This is a genomic window from Pseudorhodoferax sp. LjRoot39, from assembly GCF_964253035.1.
Lineage (GTDB): Bacteria > Pseudomonadota > Gammaproteobacteria > Burkholderiales > Burkholderiaceae_C > Pseudorhodoferax.
This window is the reverse complement of the sequence record NZ_CAXUQL020000001.1, coordinates 2,613,153-2,632,062: the sequence shown is the minus strand read 5'-3', so window position 1 is coordinate 2,632,062 and position 18,910 is coordinate 2,613,153. Positions and strand designations below refer to the sequence as shown.

Genomic DNA, 18,910 nt, shown 5'->3' with positions numbered 1-18,910 from the left:
TCTTCAGGCCGGCAGCAGGTCGAAGCGGGTCTCGCGCAGCGCTTGCAGGCCGAATTCGTCGAGCAGCTGGCCCAGCCGCTCGGCCGCGCTGCGCTTGCCGCGACCGGTCTTGCGCGCCACGATGAGTTCGTTCTTGAGGCTGTGTTCCCAGCCCACGAGCTCGGTCACCGTGACCTGGTAGCCGCAGGCCTCCAGGTACAGGCAGCGCAGTACGTTGGTCAGCTGGCTGCCGATCTCGCGCGTGTGCAGCGGATGGCGCCAGAGCTCGGCCAGCGGCGTGCGCGCCAGCGCCAGCGCCTTGTGCTGGCGCAGGCTGGCCGCCACCTCGGCCTGGCAGCAGGGCACCAGCACCATGCTGGCGGCATCCTTCTGCAGGCCGAAGCGGATGGCGTCGTCGGTGGCGGTGTCGCAGGCATGCAGGGCCGTGACGATGTCGATGCGCGGCGGCAGCTGCTTGGATTCGCCCGCCTCGGCCACGCTGAGGTTCAGGAAGGACATGCGGCCGAAACCCAGCCGCTCGGCCAACACGCGCGATTTGTCGACCAGTTCGGCACGCGTCTCGACGCCGTAGACATGGCCGGGCCGCTGCGCGAACACCAGGTCGTAGAGCATGAAGCCCAGATAGGACTTGCCTGCGCCATGGTCGGCCAACGTGACGGCTGCGTCGGGCGCGAAGCCTTCGCGCATCTCGCGCTCGATGAACTGCACGAGGTGGTAGACCTGCTTGAGCTTGCGGCGCGAGTCCTGGTTGAGCTTGCCCTCGCGCGTGAGGATGTGCAGCTCCTTGAGCAACTCGATGGACTGGCCGGGCCGCAGCTCGGCGGCCAGGGCCGCGGCCGGATCCACCGGAACCTTGGCTTGGCGTTTCATGGGGATTCCTTGGTGGCGCCGACGCCGAGCGCGGCCCAGCCATCCGCGCCGAGCTTCTCCAGCGTGGCCATGTTGCGTTCGAAGATCTCGGCAGCATCGGGAAAGGCCGCGACGGCACGTTCCACGCTGTCCTCGCGCAGCAGGTGCAGCATGGGGTACGGCGCGCGGTTGCTGCAGTTGGTCACGTCGTCGGGATCGGTGCCGGCGAACTGGTAGCCGGGATGGAAGCTCGCGATCTGCAGCTCGCCGACGGCGTCGAGTTCGTCGAGCACGGCATCGGCGCGGTCCAGGAAGTCGTTGAAGTCCAGGAAGTCGTGCAGCGCGCGCGGCAGCACCAGCAGCGTGGTGTCGCGAACCTCGGCGTCCAGCGCCAGCAGCGCCTGGATTTCGTCGCGCAGCACGGCCTCCACGGCATCGTCGCCGCGCGCGTCGCTGACGGCCACATGCAGCTGCCCCTTGGCCACGACACCCTTGGCGAAAGGGCACAGGTTCAGGCCGATCACGGCGCGTTCCAGCCAGCGCTGCGTGTCGGCGCGGACGAGGTCTTCAGAAGGCATGGCACTCATCCGAGCAGGCGCTGGCCGGTCAGCCGCTCATGCTCGCGCGCGGCGAAACGGTCGGTCATGCCGGCGATGTAGTCGGCCACGACGCGGGCCTGTCCCTCCATGCCCACGGCAGCGAAGCGAGAGGCCGCGCGCTCGGCGAAGCCGCCCGCCATCTCGGCCGGTGCCTGCTGGTAGGCCGCGAACAGCTCCTGCACCACGGCCTTGGCCCGGCCCGTGACCTCGACCACCTGCGCATGCCGGTACAGGTTGCGCATCAGGAAGCGCTTGAGCTGCTGTGAAGCATCGCGCATGGCCTCGCCGAAGCCGATCAGCGGGACGCAGCGGCGTGCCGCATCGGCACTGCCGGGCTGCGCGCGCGCCAGCGCCGCGCTGCTCGCATCGATCACGTCGTAGACCTGGGCGCTCAGCATGCGGCGGATGCTCTCGTACAGCAGCCGGCGGCCGGCCAGCTCTGGATGCTCGCGCAGCGTGGCACGGCGGTGGTCGTCGAACAGCGGCACCTCTTCGAGTTGCGCCATGACCAGCAGGCCCGAGCGCACGCCGTCGTCGATGTCGTGCGCGTTGTAGGCGATCTCGTCGGCCAGGTTGCACAGCTGCGCCTCCAGGCTGGGCTGGGTGCGCTCCAGGAAGCGCAGGCCCACGTCGCCCGGGCACTCGGCCTCCAGCCGCTCGGCATTGGCGCGAGAACAGTGCTTGAGGATGCCCTCGCGCGTCTCGAACGAGAGGTTCAGTCCGTCGTAGCGCGGATAGCGCTCCTCGAGCTGATCCACCATGCGCAGGCTTTGCAGGTTGTGCTCGAAGCCGCCCCACGGTTCCATGCAGGCGTTCAGCGCATCCTGCCCGGCGTGGCCGAAGGGCGTGTGGCCCAGGTCGTGCGCGAGCGCGATGGCCTCCACCAGGTCTTCGTTGAGTCGCAGCGAGCGCGCAACCGAGCGGCCCAGTTGCGCCACCTCCAGCGAATGCGTGAGCCGCGTGCGGAACAGGTCGCCCTCGTGGTTCAGGAACACCTGGGTCTTGTAGACCAGACGGCGAAACGCGGTGGAATGCACGATGCGGTCGCGGTCGCGTTGGTATTCGGTCCGCGTGGGCGCCGGCACCTCGGCATGCCGGCGTCCCCGGCTCGCGGCCGGATCGCAGGCGTAGGGAGCCAGCACGCCTTGCATCGCGTTCAGGCGCAGGAGGCGTCGACGACCTCGCGCACGAGCGCGTCGGGCGCGCCGCGCACCACGGCGCGGCCAATGCCATCGATCAGCACGAACTTGATCTCGCCGGCCTCGGCCTTCTTGTCCACGCGCATGAGTTCGAGGTAGCGGCCGGGGTTGTCGGCCGCATCCAGGATGGGCCCGACCGTGGGCAGGCCGGCGCGTTCGACCAGGCGCGTGAGCCGCTCCACCTGCCCAGCGTCCAGCAGGCCCAGGCGCTGCGACAGCCGCGCGGCCATGACCATGCCGCAGCCCACACCCTCGCCGTGCAGCCAGGCGCCATAGCCCATGCCGGCCTCGATCGCGTGGCCGAAGGTGTGGCCGAAGTTCAGGATGGCGCGCAGCCCGCCCTCGCGCTCGTCCTGGCCGACGACATCGGCCTTGATCTCGCAGCTGCGCTGCACGGCATGCGCCAGCGCGGCCGGGTCGCCTGCACGCAGTGCGTCGACATGGGCCTCGATCCAGTCGAGGAAGGCCGCGTCGGCGATGGGGCCGTACTTGATGACCTCGGCCAGGCCGGCGCTGAGCTCGCGCGGCGGCAGCGTCCTGAGCACGTCCAGGTCGCAGACCACCAGCTGCGGCTGGTAGAACGCACCCACCATGTTCTTGCCCAGCGGGTGGTTGATGGCCGTCTTGCCGCCGACCGAGGAATCCACCTGCGCCAGCAGCGTGGTCGGCACCTGCACGAAGGGCACGCCACGCATGTAGCTGGCGGCCGCGAAACCCGTGATGTCGCCCACCACGCCACCGCCGAGCGCGAACAGCACGGTCTTGCGGTCGCAGCCGCGCGACAGCAGCGCGTCGAAGATGAGGTTCAGCGTCTCCCAGGTCTTGTAGGCCTCACCATCGGGCAGCACCACGGTGTGCACGGCGGCATAGCGCCCGGCCAGTGCCTGCTGCAGGCGCTGCGCGTAGAGCGGCGCCAGCAGGGTGTTGGTGACGATCAATGCCGCTGCGGCCTTGGGCACGGCGGCGTAGGTGTCGGGCCGGTCGAACAGGCCCGCGCCGATGGCGATCGGGTAGCTGCGCTCGCCCAGCGCGATCTGCACCTGGGCCGTGGGGAGGGCGGAAAGGGTGGCGTCCATGAGGGCGCCGAGTGTAAGCCGCAGCGCTCAGACAGGCGGACGCTGCACGATCTCGGCGATGGTGTTGACCAGTGCCGCCGTGGATGGCCGGCCGATCGTGATGACCTCGTGCGCGGTCTCGCGGTACAGCGGATCGCGCTGCGCGAAGAGTTCGCGCAAACGGGCCTGCGGATCCGCCACCTGCAGCAGCGGCCGCACCTGGTCGTGGCGCAGACGGCGGTAGACCTCCTCCGGCGTGGCGAACAGGTAGAAGACCCGCGTGTTCTGGCGCAGGCAGGCGCGGTTGGCCTCGCGCAGCACGGCACCGCCACCGGTGGCGATCACGGCCGGGCCGGCGGCCGCGATGTCGGCCAGCGCCTGCTGCTCGAAGTCGCGGAAGCCGACCTCGCCCTCGCGCTCGAAGTACTCGCGGATCGAGCAGCCGAGTTGCCGCTCGACCCATTGGTCGGCGTCAACGAAGGGGAGTTGGAGTCGGCGCGCCAGTTGGCGACCGACGGTCGACTTGCCCGATCCGGGCAGGCCGACTAGCGCTATGTTCAAACAGAAACCTCAAGGCAATGTCACAGCAGGGAACGTCGTGGCCAGACCCGAAGGAGCGGTGACCGTGATCGTCACAGCGCTACCGGCAGCACAGCCACTCAAGGACAGCGCCACCGTCGTCGCCAAATCCTCCAGCGGTCTTCCAGGCGTCGGACGGGCATCCGCAAGCGGAGCCCCTGCAATATTGTCTATCAAGCAAGTCGTCGGTGAAGTCGTTGCCGTGACCCGGGTACCCGCAGGCATTGGCAACAACAGATTGTCCGAGCTGTGGAGCTTGAAGCTGAGGCTGCTGCGCGTTGCAGAAACAGAGGAAATTGCAGGCGTCGTCGACGCGAACAGCAGGACCGCTTGCTGACGAACCGTGGTGGCCAAGCCGCCGTCACAAGTATTGGACCTCGACGGGAAAGCACCACCAGCGCCAGTACAAGCTCCGCTGGCACCACGCGGTACCACGAACTCTCCTGCATCGAAGACATTGCTCTCGTTGTCGTCGCGGTAGGCATCGCCGATCTGAACGAGGGTATCGCCTGCATCGAAGATGTTGTTGCCATTCACATCCACATAGTCCTTGGTGCCCTCGGTGTAGGCCAGCACCGAAGCACGCCCACCGACAGAGCGCGGATTCTGCGTCACGAAGGTCACGGAGCAGGACGAGATGTTGTTGGTGCGCGTGGTCGCGCAGCTGCGGGCGACCTGACCACCTTCCGCCGTGAAATTGATGACCGTGCCATCTTCCACCGCATTGCCTTGGCGATCAGCCAAGCGCACGGTCAACGTCGTCGACGTCCCATCCACCGCCCAGCCCTCCAACGCGAACTGGCCAGCCGACAGGCTCATGAAGCGCTGGGAAGGAGGACCCGAAGCAACCGTCAGGAACTGCGACTCAGCAAACACCGTTGGGCTGCTGACCAGCGCGGCCCGCACCTTGACGGCGCCAGGAATGGTTCCCGAGAACGCAGAAACGGACACGTAGCCATCGGCATCGCTGGTCTTGGTGACAGCCGCCGGGGAACCCGAAGCGTCGAGTCCGACACCACCAGGGTTGGTTTCGATGCTCAATTGCACGGGCACGCTGGCCAGCGACGTGCCAACGGACGACAACACGCGGAACCGCAGCACGGACTGCTCAGCCGCTCCACTTCCGGCAACAAAGATCTGCTGCGGCGTGGCATCGACGAACGTCACCGTGTTGGCCACAGGCGCCGCCACGGTCAGCGTTCCCGTCTGCGCCGAGGCCCCCGCACTGGACGCGGTCACGGTCACCGTTCCGCTGCAAGGCTGCCCCGCGCTGTCAACAGCAGAATAGGTCACCGAGGCGACACCGCTGCCATTTGTCGTCTTGCTGAAGCCGCCAGAGCCGGTGTCCTGCCCATCGATGCGACCGCAGGATGCAGAGAACGCAACATTGACCGGCGTCGCGCCGGCCGCAACACCAGCGATGCTCGCGGTCGTGGACACGGTGGCGTTCCCACCCGACGCCAGCGCAGTCGGGCTGATCGACAGTGCCGACAACGCCAAGCTGGACGCGGAGACCGAGAAATCGGTGCTGCCGGACACTGCGGTCTCGCCGACCGTTGCGCTGGCCGTCACCGAAGCCGCGCCGCGCGCGGACAGCGAAGCAGGTTCGACACTCACCTGGGCAACACCAGAAGCGTCTGTCAGGGCCGTTGCCGGCGACAACGCCGCAATGGCTTCGTCGGAGACAGTGAAGTTGACAAGGCGGCCGGCAATCGCAGCACCGGACGCATCCCGCAAAGTGGCTCGGGCCATGGCTGCGCCACCCACGCTGACGCTGGTCACGACGGCACCACCGCTGTTGATGACAGCCACGGTCATCGTCGGCGTCGTCGTGCCACCGCCGTTGCTGCCACCGGTGCTGCCGGTGGAGCCCCCGCCCCCTCCACAACCCGCCACCAATCCAGCCACGGCCACCGCCGCCAGGTATCGCATCCAACGCATAGCTCTTCCCTCTTGTGATTCTGTGTCTGTGCCGCAGCCTGGCGCCTCAGCGCCCCGCCATCCGGTCCGCGATCATCTTCGGCGTGATGAACACCAGCATCTCCGTCTTGTTCGACGTGCGCGTGCGGCTCTTGAACAGGTTGCCGGCGATGGGAATGTCGCCCAGCAGCGGCACCTTGGTCACGTCGTCGTTCTCGGTCAGCTCGAAGATGCCGCCGATCACCACCGTGCCGCCGTTCTCCACCAGCACCTGGGTCTTGATGTGCTTGGTGTTGATGGCAAAACCGGCCGAGGTGCTCTGCCCCACGCTGTCCTTGTTCACGTCCAGGTCCAGGATGATGTTGCCCTCGGGCGTGATCTGCGGCGTCACCTCCAGCTTGAGGTTGGCCTTGCGGAAGGCGATCGATGTCGCACCGCTGGAGGTGGCGACCTGGTAGGGCAGTTCCGTGCCCTGCTCGATCAAGGCCTTGGTCTGGTCGGCCGTCACCACGCGCGGGCTGGACACCACCTTGCCCTTGCCGTCGGCTTCCATGGCCGACAGCTCCAGCGTGAGGAAGCGGCCCACCCCCTCCTTGAAGATCGACACCGCAAAGCTGGCCGCCTCGGTCGCGCTGCCCTGGGCCGTGGCCGGCAGGTTGACGAAGTTGCTGCTGGTGTTGATGGCATTGCCGTTCGCCGCGGCCGTGGCGTTGCTGTAGCTGGTGCCGGCCACGATGCGGTTGCCCCCGCCGATGCTGTAGCCGTTGCCGTTGCCGCCGCCCAGGCGCACGCCGAGCGACTTGCCGAAGGTGTCGGAGGCCTCGACGATGCGCGCCTCGATCAGCACCTGGCGCACCGCCACGTCGAGCTTCTTGATCAGTTCGTTGACGGCCTCCAGCCGGCTCGCCACGTCGGTCACGAACAGCTGGTTGGTGCGCGGCTCCGGAATGGCCGTGCCGCGGGTGCTCAGAAAGCGACTGTTGCCCGTGGAGCCGGTGCCGCCTCCGCCCGCATTGGTGATCTGCGCGGCGATGTCGACCGCCCGCGCGTAGTTCATCTGGAACGACTGGGTGCGCAGCGGCTCCAGGTTCTCCAGCGCCGCGGCGGACTCCAGGTCCTTCTTCTTGCGCGCGTCGATCTCGTCCTTGGGCGCGATCCACAGCACGCTGCCGCTCTTCTCCATGCCCAGGCCCTTGGCGTCCATGATGATCTGCAGCGCCTGGTCCCAGGGCACGTCCTTGAGCCGCAGCGTGACCGCACCGGTGACCGAGTCGGAGGTGACGACGTTGAAGTTGGTGAAGTCGGCGATCACCTGCAGCAGCGCGCGGACCTCGATGTTCTGGAAGTTCAGCGACAGCTTCTCGCCACTGAAGCCCGGCCCCTGGCTCAGGCGGTTCGGGTCGACGCGCTGCGGCCGCACCTCGACCACGAACTGGCCTTCGCTCTGGTAGGCGCTGTGCTCCCAATTGCCGCGCGGCTCGATGACCATGCGCACGCGGTCGCCGACCTGGAAGGTCGAGATGGTCTGCACTGGCGTACCGAAGTCGCCCACGTCCAGCCGGCGCCGCAGGCCCTCGGGCAGAGAGGAATTGAGGAACTCCACGACCAGGCTCTGGCCTTGCTGGCGCACGTCCACGCCGACCTGGCTGCTGCCCAGGCCCACGAGCACGCGGCCTGTGTTGTCGGCACCACGCCGGAAATCGAGGTCGCGCAGCGCCGCGCGGCCCTGCGCGCCGGCATCCGGGAACACGGGCGCCGGGCTGGCCGGCAATGCAGACGCCACGGGGTCGAGCACGATCAGCACCGTATTGCCCTGCAGCAAGGCCTTGTACGAGGTGGCCTGCTTGAGGTTGAGCACCACGCGCGAGCGGTCGCCCACGCTGAGCACGCTGGCCGAGCGCAGGTTGCCCTGGTTGATGTCGATGGGCGTGCGCGGCATCGTGCTCACCACGCCAGCGAAGTCCAGCGCGATGCGCGCAGGCGACTGGATGGCCACGCCGGCCGGCAGGGCGGCCGGGGCTTCGCTGAGGTCGATGCGCACGATCTCGGAGCCGTTCTGCACCGCACCGCTGACCGACTGGATGGCCGGCACGGCCCAGGCGCCGCAGCAGGCGAGCGCCAGCCCGAACGCTGCCATGCCCCGCGCGAGGATGCTGCCGGGACGGTGGTTGTGCTTGTTCATTTGACTTTCTCCTGCAGCTGCAGACTCGCCGCGCGCTCGATCCACTCGCCGCTGCCGTCCTGCACGATCTCGCGCAGGAGCACCTCCGCTTCGTCGATCTTGGTGACTTTTCCGTAGTTCTGGCCCAGGTGCTCGCCCACCCGCACCTGGTACAGCAGGTTGTCCACGCGGACCAGCGCCACCGGGGCGCCGGCGCGGCGCAGGTTGCCGACCAGGGTCATCGCGTCCAGCGGATAGGCCTCCAGCGGCTCCTTGCGGCGCGCCAGCTCGGGGCCGATCAGGCCGCTGTTGCTGGCGCTCGGCGCCGCGTCCTGCCGCAGCACCGAAGCCAGCCGCTGCTGGCTGAACGGGTCGACGGACGCTTCCTGCGTGTAGGCCTGCGGCACGAACTGCTTGGGGGCAGACAAAGGCGTCACCTTGGTGCGCACCTGGCTGCGCCGCTCCGCCATCCATTGCTGCAGTTCGTCCTGGTCGTTGCCCGTGCAGGCGCTCAGCAGCAGCACAGCGGCCACCCACGCCCCCAGCCCGGCCGACCGCAGCAGCCGGCTCACTTGCCGCCTCCCTTGGCCGGGACCTTCTGGGCGGCGATCTCGTCGGCGTCCAGGTAGCGGAAGGTGCGTGCCGTGGCATCCATGGTCAGCGCGCCGTCGCGGGCGGGCACGATGGCGATGTTGTTCAGGGTCACGATGCGCGAAAGGTTGGCCACGTCGGCCGCGAAGGCGCCGATGTCGTGGAAGCGGCCCGTCACGCGCAGGGCGATCGGCAGTTCGGCGTAGTACGGGCGCACCACCACCTGGCCCGGACGGAACAGGTCGAATTGCAGGCTGCGGCCCAGGCCGGCCTGGTTCACGTCGGACAGCAGAGCCGCCATCTCGGCCTTGCTGGGCAGCTGGCGCTCCAGCTGCGTCACGTACTGCTGGATCTGCTCGCGCTGCTTCTTGAGCGCGTCCAGGTTCACGGCCTTGACCAGGCGCTGGTCGTAGGTCTTGCGCAGCTCCGTTTCCTTGTTCTGCTCGGCGATCAGGTCGTCTTCGAAGCTGCTGAGGTAGGCGAACCAGGCCACGGCCAGCACGGCGAGCGCCACGAAGGCCAGCAGCAGCACGCGCGGCAGGGGCGGCCACTGCGAGGGATCGGACGGATGCAGGTTGCGGAACTGCCCGGCGATCCGAGCCTGCAGCGCAGCGACATCGATGGAGCGGGCCTTCTTGGGTTGGGTCGCCATGGCGCTCGCTTCTTCAGGGTTTCGCAGCAGCAGGCGCCGAAGCCGCCTTGGCAGCGGCCGCCACCTCGCTGGCACGCACCAGGCGCACACGCAGGTTGAAATTGGCCACACGCCGGCTGTCGCGCGGGCCCAGGGCCACGTTGCCGGCGACGATCTCGGCCAGGTCCGGCTTGGACAGCCAGGGCGTGTTGTCGGCCAGGTTGCGCAGCAGTTCGGAGATGCGCTCGTTGGACTGGGCCACGCCCTGCAGCGTGACGGCCTGGTCGTCCTGCTTGAGGCTGGTGATGTAGACGCCGTCGGGCAGCTGCTTGACGAGCTCGTTGAGCAGGTGCACGGGCAGGTTGCGGTCGGCCTGCAGGTCTTCCACCGCCTTCTGGCGCGCCGTCAGCGCTGTGATCTCCTGCTCGATCGTGGCGATTTCCTTGATCTGCACGTCCAGCACCTGGATCTGCGACTGCAGGAACTGGTTGCGCCCCTGCTGGTTCTCGATGCGCGCCTGGAACCACAGGTAGATCGCGCCGGCCACCGCCAGGCCGACCAGGGCCGACACGCCCAGCATGACCTGGAAGGCTTCCTTGCGGGCCTTGCGCGCCGCCTCGCGGTGCGGCAGCAGGTTGATGCGTACTGTCGTCATGGAAACCTGCGCAACGCCAGGCCACAGGAAGTCAGGTAGGCGGGGGCCTCGCGCCCCATGCGCGCCGTGCGCACGTCCTTGCCCATCTCCATGCCGTCGAAGGGATTGGCCAAGCTGCACGGAAACGAGGAGTGCAGCGTGACCGCCTCCGTCAGCCCCGCCAGCGGCGCCGAGCCGCCAGCCAGCATCACGTGGTCGACCTTGTTGTGCGGCGTGCTCGTGAAGAAGAACTGCAGCGCCCGGCCGATCTCCTGGGACAGCCCCTCGACGAACGGGGCCAGCACGCTGCTGGAATAGTCCGGCGGCAGCTCGCCGCTGCGCTTCTTCTGCTCGGCCTCCTCGGCCGAGAAGCCGTACTGGCGCACGATCAGCTGGGTCAGCTGGGCGCCGCCGAAGGCCTGGTCGCGGTCGTACAGCACCTCGCCGTCGCGCAGCACCTGCATGCTGGTGGTCATCGCACCGATCTCGAACAGGGCCACGATCTGGCCCGCGCCTTCGTTCGGCAGGTGCGCCACCAGCCGGCCGACGGCCAGCCGCGAGGCGAAGGACTCGATGTCCAGCACCACCGGATTCAGCCCCGCCGCCTCGGCCAGGCCCTGGCGGTCCTGCACCTTTTCCTTGCGCGAGGCGGCGATCAGCACCTCCACGTCGCCAGAGCCACCGGCGCTCGGCCCGACCACGCAGAAATCGAGGCTCACCTCGTCGAGCGAGAACGGGATGTACTGGTTGGCCTCGGACTCGACCTGGAACTCCATCTCCTGCTCGGTCAGGCCGCCGGGCAGCGCGATCTTCTTGGTGATGACGGCCGAGGGCGGCAACGCCATGGCCACGTTCTTGGTGCGCGTGCCGCTGCGCTTGACGAGCCGGCGCAGCGCCTGTGCCACCTCATCGAACTTCTCGATGTTGCCGTCCGTGATCCAGCCGTTCTCCAGCGGCTCGATGGCGCAGCGCGTGAGCACCAGGCGTCCGGCGGGGTCATGGTCGAGTTCCACCAGCTTGATGCTGGACGTGCTGATGTCGATCCCCAGCAGCGGGGCCGGTCTACGGCTGAACATCGTCCCCAAAGAGATCAATCAAGGCCCCTGAATTGCTCGGATATAGCTACAAATGCTGACAAGCTTTATGGATGCTATCAGCAACAGTTTGGAGCGGGAACCGCTTGTGTACGCTGCCGCGCATGCGGCGTTGGTAAAAGCAGACGTGTCTCGCGGCACCAAGGTGCCCGGATTTGTAACAACGGCAGGACGCAGCCCCTGCGCGGGAATCCCGCAGCCCACGGGTGGCAGGGCAAAATGACGCCCCGCGCCCGGCCCCGGCCGGCGCCATCCCGCGAGTCCCTATGCCTTCAAAGTCTTCCCCCGGCGACGCTCCCAAGGCCGCCCCCTCCACCCCGCGCAGTCCGTGGGGCTGGGTCGGCCGCGTGCTGGTCTGGCTGGTGGGCATCGCGGCGGCGGGCGTCGCGGCCGTGGCCCTGATGGTGGCCATCGCCCTGGCCGTGGCCTACCCGAACCTGCCGGACATCTCCGACCTGGCGGACTACCGCCCCAAGCTGCCCTTGCGCGTGTACTCGGCCGACAACCTGCTGCTGGGCGAGTTCGGCGAGGAACGCCGCAACCTCGTGCCGATCGCCGAGATCCCCCAGGTCATGAAGGACGCGGTGCTGGCCATCGAGGACGCGCGCTTCTACGAGCACGGCGGCGTGGACTACAAGGGCGTGGCCCGTGCCGCGCTGGCGAACCTGGGCAACCTGAAGAGCCAGGGCGCCTCCACCATCACCATGCAGGTGGCGCGCAACGTCTACCTCTCCTCCGAGAAGACCTACACGCGCAAGATCTACGAGATCCTGCTGACCTTCAAGCTCGAACACCTGCTCTCCAAGGACAAGATCCTGGAGATCTACATGAACCAGATCTTCCTGGGCAACCGGGCCTATGGCTTCGCCGCGGCGGCGGAAACCTACTTCGGCCGCCCGCTCAAGGACATCACGGTGGCCCAGGCCGCCATGCTGGCCGGCCTGCCCAAGGCCCCTTCGGCCTACAACCCGATCAGCAACCCGAACCGTGCGCGCGTGCGCCAGCTCTACATCATCGACCGCATGCTGGAGAACGGCTTCATCACGGCCGCCCAGGCCCAGCAGGCCAAGAACGAGGAACTGCGCATCCGCCCGGGCAACGAGGGCGCGCGCGTGCACGGGGAGTTCGTCGCCGAGACGGTGCGCCAGCTGATGTACGCCCAATACGGCGATGCCACCTACACGCGCGGCCTGAACGTCTACACCACGCTCAACACCAGCGAGCAGGTCGCGGCCTACAACGCGCTGCGCCGCGGCATCATGGATTTCGAGCGCCGCCAGATCTACCGCGGCCCCGAGAAGTTCGTGACGCTGCCGGCCGGTGGCGCTGAATTGGAAGACGCCATCGACGACGTGCTGCTGGGCCATCCCGACAACGGCGACGTGCTGTCGGCCGTGGTGCTGGAGGCCACGCCCAAGCGCATCCTGGCGGTGCGCGGCAACGGCGACGAGGTCGAGATCACGGGCGACGGCCTGAAGCCCGCGCAGTCCGGCCTGGCCGCTGCGGCGCCGCCCAACATCAAGATCCGCCGCGGTGCCGTGATCCGCGCGGTCAAGACGCCCAAGAACACCTGGGAGATCACCCAGCTGCCCGAGGTCGAGGGCGCCTTCGTGGCGATGGACCCGCGCAGCGGTGCCGTGCGCGCGCTGGTGGGCGGCTTCGACTTCCAGAAGAACAAGTTCAACCACGCCACCCAGGCCTGGCGCCAGCCCGGCTCCAGCTTCAAGCCCTTCATCTATTCGGCCGCGCTGGAGAAAGGCTTCACGCCGGCCACCGTGGTCAACGACGCCCCGCTGTTCTTCGATGCCGGCTTCACCGGCGGCCAACCCTGGGAGCCCAAGAACTACGACGGCAAGTTCGATGGCCCGATGACGCTGCGCACGGGCCTGGCCAAGTCCAAGAACATGATCTCCATCCGCGTGCTGCAGGCCGTGGGCGCGAAGAACGCGCAGGACTGGATCACGCACTTCGGCTTCGAAGCCGAGCGCCACCCGGCCTACCTGACCATGGCGCTGGGCGCCGGTTCGGTCACGCCCATGCAGATGGTGGCGGCCTACTCGGTGTTCGCCAACGGCGGCTACCGCGTCAATCCCTGGCTGATCGCCCGGGTGACCGACCACAAGGGCCGCATCCTGGTGGAAACGCAGCCGCCGGTGCTTGACGAATCCATGCGCACCATCCCTGCGCGCAACGCCTTCGTGATGAACAGCCTGCTGAACGAGGTCACGCTGCGCGGCACGGCCGCACGCGCGCAGGCCACGCTCAAGCGCCCCGACGTGTACGGCAAGACCGGTACCACCAACGACGCCATCGACGCCTGGTTCGCCGGCTACCAGCCCACGCTGGCGGCCGTCACCTGGATCGGCTACGACCAGCCGCGCAACCTGGGCTCACGCGAGACCGGCGGCGGACTGTCGCTGCCGGTGTGGATCAACTTCATGGAGACGGCGCTCAAGGGCGTGCCGGTGGCCACGCTGACGCCGCCGCCCGGCGTGGTCAACAGCGGCGGCGAGTGGTTCTACGAGGAATACGCCCACAACGCCGGCGTCAACAGCCTGGGCCTGGACACGCCGCTGCCTAGCAGCAATGGCAACGGTGGCACGGTGGCGGCGCCGCCGCCGGCCGAGGAGCGCAACCGCATCCTCGACCTCTTCCGGAACTAGGAAAAGACCAGCGCCTGGCCCGCCTGAGCGCTCGCATCGCTGGACAGCTGGGCAAAGAACTCGGCGCCGCCCTTGGTGTCGCGCCACTGGCCGTCGGCGAAGCGGTAGTGGTAGCCGCCGGACTGGGCGGCCAGCCAGACCTCGTGCAGCGGCTTTTGCAGGTTCACGACGATCTGGCTGCCATTGGGGAAGGCCAGCGTGACCATGCCGCCCACGCGTTGGTTGTCCAGGTCGGCATCGCTTTCGTCGTTGATGCGGTCGCAGCTGGCTTCCACGGCCGCCAGGAGTTGCTCGGCACGGTCCATGAATTCGGGGTCGGTCATAATTTTGCGGATGTCTTCTATGCCAAAGATTCTAGGTGCGGCCTTGCTGGCGCTGCTGGCTGCAGCATGCGGCCAGAAGGGCGATCTCTACTACGCCAAGGACGCCGCTGCGCGCAACCGCGCCTCGCTGGGCCAGGCCTTGCGTCCCTCGATGCCGGCTTCGGCCACGCCGGCGCCCGAGGCCCAGGAGCTGCCGTCGCTGATGCCAGCGACCCAGCCCTTGCCGCTGCCGAGCAAGTGAAGGCCGGGCGCTGCCAGCGCCGTTGAATTGAAAGCGCCGGGCGCTCCAGGCCTTGCTTTGCACATGGCATGGCTGGCCAGGCCTGCATAACATCTTCCTCTTTTCGCTGCCTGCCCCATGACCACCACGCCCCTGCCCGGCCATCCCCACGTCCACCAGCACGACGGTGCGCTCCACGTCGAAGGCGTGCGCCTGGCCGACCTCGCGGCCGCGCACGGCACGCCGCTGTTCGTCTACTCCAAGGCCGCGATGCTGGATGCGCTGGCAGCCTACCAGCGCGGCTTCGCAGGCCGGCGCGCGCAGATCTGCTATGCGATGAAGGCCAACTCCACGCTGGCCGTGCTGCAGCTGTTCGCGCGCGCGGGTTGCGGCTTCGACATCGTCTCGGGCGGCGAACTCCAGCGCGTGCTGGCGGCCGGCGGTGACCCGGCCAAGGTGATCTTCTCGGGCGTGGGCAAGACCCGCGCCGAGATGCGCCTGGCGCTGGACCACGGCATCGCCTGCTTCAACGTGGAGAGCGCCGCCGAACTCGACGTGCTCGACGCGGTGGCGCGCGCGCACGGTAGCCGCGCGCGCGTGAGCATCCGCGTGAACCCCGACGTGGACGCCAAGACGCATCCCTACATTTCCACGGGCCTGAAGGGCAACAAGTTCGGCGTGGCGCACGACGAGGCCCTGGCGCTGTACCGCCATGCGGCCGGCCTGGCGGGTCTGCAGGTGGTCGGCATCGACTGCCACATCGGCTCGCAGATCACCGACGCCTCGCCCTACCTGGATGCGATGGACCGTGTGCTCGACCTCGTCGACGCGATCGAGGCGGCCGGCATCCGGATCGAACACATCGACTTCGGCGGCGGCCTGGGCATCGTCTATGGCGCGCCCGGCGACGACGCGCCGCCGGCGGCCGACGGCCTGTGGCAGCAGCTGCTGGCCAAGCTCGACGCGCGCGGCTACGGCGACCGGCTGCTCATGATCGAGCCCGGCCGCTCGCTGGTCGGCAACGCCGGCCTGTGCCTGACCGAGGTGCTGTACCTGAAGCCAGGAACGCAGAAGAACTTCTGCATCGTCGACGCAGCCATGAACGACCTGCCGCGCCCGGCCATGTACCAGGCATTCCACCAGATCGTGCCGCTGACGCCGCGTGCCGATGCGCCGACCGTCTACGACGTGGTCGGCCCGGTCTGCGAAAGCGGCGACTGGCTGGGCCGCGACCGCAGGCTGGCCGTGCAGCCCGGCGACCAGTTGGCCGTGCTCTCGGCCGGCGCCTACTGCATGAGCATGTCCAGCAACTACAACACGCGCGGCCGGGCGGCCGAGGTGCTGGTCGACGGCCAGGCCGCCCACCTCATCCGCGCGCGCGAGGACGCGCAGGCGCAGATGCGCGGCGAGTCGCTGCTGCCGGGCTGAAACGGCGCCACAGCCGCCAGGCCAGCAGCACGCCGAGGATCGCCGCGTAGATGGCGACCTCGCCGAAGTCATTCTTGCCCGCGCGCATCCAGAAGAAGTGCAGCAAGGCCAGGCCCGCGACGGCATAGACCGCACGGTGCAGCGCCTGCCAGCGCTTTGCGCCCAGCGCCTTGATGGCGCGGTTGAACGAGGTCGCGGCCAGCAGCGTCAGCAGCACCAGGCCCAGAAAGCCGACCAGGATGAACGGCCGCTTGGCGATGTCGGCGGCGATGTCGGGCACATCGAAGCCCATGTCGAACCAGGCGTAGCAGAGCAGGTGCACGGCGCCATAGAACCAGCAGAACACGCCCAGCATGCGCCGAAAGCGGGCCAGGGCGGGCCAGCCGGCGAGCTGGCGCAAGGGCGTGACGGCCAGCACGATGCACAGGAAGCGCAGCGTCCAGTCGCCGGCGGCGCGGATCAGGTGCTCGGCCGGGTTGGCGCCCAGCGTGTTGGCAAACGCACCCCAGGTCAGCCAGGCGAGCGGCAGCAGGCACAGCGCGAACACCAGCGGCTTGGCCGCAGGGTGCAGCAACGCTTTCACTTCAGTAGTTCTTCTTGAGGTCCATGCCAGCGTAGAGCTGCCCGACCTGGGCCTCGTAGCCGTTGAACATCAGCGTCTTGCGCTTCTTGGCGAACAGCCCGTCCTCGCCGATGCGGCGCTCGGTGGCTTGGCTCCAGCGCGGGTGGTCCACGTTGGGGTTCACGTTGGAATAGAAGCCGTACTCGTTGGCAGCGGCCTTGTTCCAGGCCGTCGCGGGCTCCTTGTCGACGAAGCGGATCTTGACGATGCTCTTCGCGTTCTTGAAGCCGTACTTCCAGGGTACGACCAGGCGCACCGGCGCGCCGTTCTGCTTGGGCAGCACCTCGCCGTACATGCCGAACGAGAGCAGCGTCAGCGGATGCATGGCCTCGTCCATGCGCAGGCCTTCGGCATAAGGCCAGCTCAGCACGCGCGAACCCACGAAGGGCATGGTCTTGGGGTCGGCCAGGGTCAGGAACTCGACGTACTTGGCACTCGGCTGCGGCTCCACCTTCTGGATCAGCGCCGACAGCGAATAACCGACCCAGGGGATGACCATGGACCAGCCCTCGACGCAGCGCATGCGGTAGATGCGCTCTTCCTGGGCGGAGAGCTTGAGGAGATCCTCGAGCGCGTACTTGCCGGGCTTCTTGACCAGGCCCTCGATCTCCACGCTCCAGGGATCGGTTTTGAGCGTGTGCGCATTGCGCGCCGGATCGGCCTTGTCGGTGCCGAACTCGTAGAAGTTGTTGTAGGTGCTGGCGTCCTGGTAGGAGGTCAGCTTCTCCATCGTCACCGCACCGGCCACGGCGGAACGCGCCCCCGGCAAGGCCGCGAGCTTGCCCGGCCGCGCCACCTGGGCCAGCGCATCGCGCTGCGCCCAGCCCGCCAGCGCGGCGCCGGCCGCGCCGCCGGCCATCCAGCGCATCAGCTGGCGGCGCTCGGCGTAGACGCCTTGCGGCGTGATCTCGCTGGTGCGGGGGTGGGCGTCGTCGTGGATCCGGATCAGCATCGCAAGCTCCTCAAGAGGTCTCGTCGTGGGACCCGCCGCTGCTCAAAGCGTTCCGTAGCTGTGCAGGCCCGACAGGAACATGTTGACGCCCAGGAAAGCGAAGGTCGTGATCGCCAGGCCCACCAGCGCCCACCAGGCCGCCACGGTGCCGCGCAGGCCCTTCATGAGCCGCATGTGCAGCCAGGCCGCGTAGTTGAGCCAAACGATCAGCGCCCAGGTCTCCTTGGGGTCCCAGCTCCAGTAACCGCCCCAGGCCTCGGCAGCCCACAGCGCACCGAGCACAGTGGCGATGGTGAAGAAGGCAAAGCCGACCGCGATGGCCTTGTACATCACGTCGTCGAGCACTTCCAGCGCGGGCAGCCGCTCGGCGATGCGGCGCCGGCCGAACAGAATGGCCGCGACGATCAGCGCCGAGACGCCGAAGTAGATGGCCCAGTAGCTGCTGCCACCCGTCACCCCGCCCTGGCGGAACACGATGGGCTCGAAGCACAACACCACGCCCAAGGCCCACAGCGGCGCCAGGCGCCACCAGCGCGTCTCTCCGGCCTGCTGCTTGATCAGGTAGGCGAAGGCCACCATGGCCGCCAGCGCGAAGGTGCCATAGCCGACGAAGTTGGCCGGCACGTGCAGCTTCATCCACCAGCTCTTGAGGGCCGGCACCAGCGGCTGGATCTCGTGCGCCTCGCGCACCACCGTGTACCAGAGCAAAAACCCCACCGCCGCGCTGATGACCAGCATCACGAAGGCGCCCAGCGCGCGTGTGCGGTACTGGTCCTCGAAGTACAGGTAGAAGGCGGCCGTCAGCCAGCAGAACAGCACGAAGACCTCGTACAGGTTGCTGACCGGGATGTGACCGATGTCCGGGCCGAGCTGGTGGCTCTCGTACCAGCGCACCATGGTGCCGACCAGCGCCATCGTGACGGCCGCCCAGGCGATGCGCGAACCCAGCAGTTCCAGCGCCGCGGCCGGGTTGCGCGTGAGCATGCCGCCCCAGTAGAAGACCGTGCTGACGAAGAACAGCATGCTCATCCACAGGATGGCCGACTGGCTGGACAGGAAGTACTTGAGCCAGAACACCTGGTCGGCGCGTGCCAGGTCGCCGCGGCCGTCGACCTGGTAGGACGCGATGGCCAGGAGCGCCAGGCCGGCGACCACCAGCATCAGCATGCGCAGCGGACGCCAGAACCAGCCCAGCCAGATCAGGCTGGGCACGGCGCCCGCCAGGATCCACTTCTCGTAGATGTCCATGGCCGCGTGGTAGCGCGAGAACGCGAACACGCCGCCGGCCACGACCAGCAGGGCGAACAGCCAGTCGAAACCGCTGCGGCGGGCCAGGAAGCCCTCGTGGAGCACCAGCGTGTCGCTGGGGCTGCGTGTGATGGTGTTCATC

The 18,910-nt window shown here is 68.1% G+C and carries 18 protein-coding genes; 3 read left to right on the top strand and 15 right to left on the bottom strand.

Translation table 11 applies throughout. The features are described from left to right. Positions 1 to 3: 3 nt before the first annotated feature. The 11 genes from ACSQ4M_RS12440 to ACSQ4M_RS12390 are packed head-to-tail and all read right to left on the bottom strand — an operon-like array spanning position 4 to position 11,312. Positions 4 to 870: a class I SAM-dependent methyltransferase gene (locus tag ACSQ4M_RS12440; protein ID WP_436189834.1), complete on the bottom strand. Its 867-nt coding sequence runs from the start codon at positions 868 to 870 to the stop codon at positions 4 to 6. Next, on the bottom strand, positions 867 to 1,436 hold the full coding sequence (locus ACSQ4M_RS12435; RefSeq protein WP_436189833.1) for a DUF1415 domain-containing protein: 570 nt from the start codon (positions 1,434 to 1,436) through the stop codon (positions 867 to 869). The genes ACSQ4M_RS12440 and ACSQ4M_RS12435 overlap by 4 nt, the downstream gene beginning before the upstream one ends. Then, positions 1,433 to 2,599: a deoxyguanosinetriphosphate triphosphohydrolase gene (locus ACSQ4M_RS12430; protein WP_436189832.1), complete on the bottom strand. Its 1,167-nt coding sequence runs from the start codon at positions 2,597 to 2,599 to the stop codon at positions 1,433 to 1,435. The genes ACSQ4M_RS12435 and ACSQ4M_RS12430 overlap by 4 nt, the downstream gene beginning before the upstream one ends. Before the next feature lie 5 nt (positions 2,600 to 2,604). Then, positions 2,605 to 3,723 carry a 3-dehydroquinate synthase gene (aroB, locus tag ACSQ4M_RS12425; RefSeq protein ID WP_436189831.1) on the bottom strand — a complete coding sequence of 373 codons (1,119 nt, stop codon included), beginning with the start codon at positions 3,721 to 3,723 and terminating at the stop codon, positions 2,605 to 2,607. Between the two features lie 27 nt (positions 3,724 to 3,750). Then, positions 3,751 to 4,263, bottom strand: coding sequence for a shikimate kinase (locus ACSQ4M_RS12420; protein ID WP_436189830.1), 513 nt, complete (start codon positions 4,261 to 4,263; stop codon positions 3,751 to 3,753). A gap of 9 nt (positions 4,264 to 4,272) precedes the next feature. After that, entirely contained in the window at positions 4,273 to 6,222 is a 1,950-nt protein-coding gene (locus tag ACSQ4M_RS12415) for a hypothetical protein (protein ID WP_436189829.1), read from the bottom strand. Between the two features lie 46 nt (positions 6,223 to 6,268). Continuing rightward, positions 6,269 to 8,383, bottom strand: coding sequence for a type IV pilus secretin PilQ (gene pilQ / locus ACSQ4M_RS12410; protein ID WP_436189828.1), 2,115 nt, complete (start codon positions 8,381 to 8,383; stop codon positions 6,269 to 6,271). Beyond that, the gene (locus ACSQ4M_RS12405; protein ID WP_436189827.1) at positions 8,380 to 8,934 is read right to left on the bottom strand and encodes a pilus assembly protein PilP; all 555 of its coding nucleotides are present in this window, start codon (positions 8,932 to 8,934) and stop codon (positions 8,380 to 8,382) included. The genes pilQ and ACSQ4M_RS12405 overlap by 4 nt, the downstream gene beginning before the upstream one ends. Beyond that, positions 8,931 to 9,605 (bottom strand): type 4a pilus biogenesis protein PilO, encoded by a 675-nt coding sequence (locus tag ACSQ4M_RS12400; RefSeq protein ID WP_436189826.1) that lies wholly within the window; start codon positions 9,603 to 9,605, stop codon positions 8,931 to 8,933. Before ACSQ4M_RS12400 ends, ACSQ4M_RS12405 begins: the two co-directional genes overlap by 4 nt. A 13-nt stretch (positions 9,606 to 9,618) precedes the next feature. Continuing rightward, positions 9,619 to 10,239, bottom strand: a complete 621-nt coding sequence (locus ACSQ4M_RS12395; protein ID WP_436189825.1) for a PilN domain-containing protein — start codon at positions 10,237 to 10,239, stop codon at positions 9,619 to 9,621. Then, positions 10,236 to 11,312 carry a pilus assembly protein PilM gene (locus ACSQ4M_RS12390; RefSeq protein WP_436189824.1) on the bottom strand — a complete coding sequence of 359 codons (1,077 nt, stop codon included), beginning with the start codon at positions 11,310 to 11,312 and terminating at the stop codon, positions 10,236 to 10,238. The genes ACSQ4M_RS12395 and ACSQ4M_RS12390 overlap by 4 nt, the downstream gene beginning before the upstream one ends. Positions 11,313 to 11,578: 266 nt before the next feature. Here ACSQ4M_RS12390 and ACSQ4M_RS12385 point away from each other — a divergent pair, with 266 nt between their 5' ends. Next, positions 11,579 to 13,975 (top strand): penicillin-binding protein 1A, encoded by a 2,397-nt coding sequence (locus ACSQ4M_RS12385; protein ID WP_436189823.1) that lies wholly within the window; start codon positions 11,579 to 11,581, stop codon positions 13,973 to 13,975. Here the strand turns inward: ACSQ4M_RS12385 and cyaY are convergent. Beyond that, positions 13,972 to 14,298 (bottom strand): iron donor protein CyaY, encoded by a 327-nt coding sequence (cyaY, locus tag ACSQ4M_RS12380; RefSeq protein ID WP_436189822.1) that lies wholly within the window; start codon positions 14,296 to 14,298, stop codon positions 13,972 to 13,974. The two genes, ACSQ4M_RS12385 and cyaY, sit on opposite strands and share 4 nt — an antisense overlap. A gap of 19 nt (positions 14,299 to 14,317) precedes the next feature. On the opposite strand from cyaY, the gene lptM reads away from it, so the two are divergent. Next, complete coding sequence (lptM, locus tag ACSQ4M_RS12375) at positions 14,318 to 14,539, top strand: LPS translocon maturation chaperone LptM (RefSeq protein WP_436189821.1); 222 nt, start codon at positions 14,318 to 14,320, stop codon at positions 14,537 to 14,539. A 117-nt stretch (positions 14,540 to 14,656) separates the two neighbouring features. Then, complete coding sequence (lysA, locus tag ACSQ4M_RS12370) at positions 14,657 to 15,946, top strand: diaminopimelate decarboxylase (RefSeq protein ID WP_436189820.1); 1,290 nt, start codon at positions 14,657 to 14,659, stop codon at positions 15,944 to 15,946. Here the strand turns inward: lysA and ACSQ4M_RS12365 are convergent. The 3 genes from ACSQ4M_RS12365 to ccsB are packed head-to-tail and all read right to left on the bottom strand — an operon-like array spanning position 15,885 to position 18,909. Continuing rightward, a complete protein-coding gene (locus ACSQ4M_RS12365) occupies positions 15,885 to 16,529 on the bottom strand; it encodes a sulfite oxidase heme-binding subunit YedZ (RefSeq protein WP_436189819.1) in 645 nt (214 codons plus the stop codon). The genes lysA and ACSQ4M_RS12365 overlap by 62 nt on opposite strands. Before the next feature lies 1 nt (position 16,530). Continuing rightward, on the bottom strand, positions 16,531 to 17,520 hold the full coding sequence (gene msrP / locus ACSQ4M_RS12360; protein WP_436189818.1) for a protein-methionine-sulfoxide reductase catalytic subunit MsrP: 990 nt from the start codon (positions 17,518 to 17,520) through the stop codon (positions 16,531 to 16,533). Positions 17,521 to 17,562: 42 nt separating this feature from the next. Continuing rightward, the gene (ccsB, locus tag ACSQ4M_RS12355) at positions 17,563 to 18,909 is read right to left on the bottom strand and encodes a c-type cytochrome biogenesis protein CcsB (protein ID WP_436189817.1); all 1,347 of its coding nucleotides are present in this window, start codon (positions 18,907 to 18,909) and stop codon (positions 17,563 to 17,565) included. Between the last annotated feature and the right edge of the window lies 1 nt (position 18,910).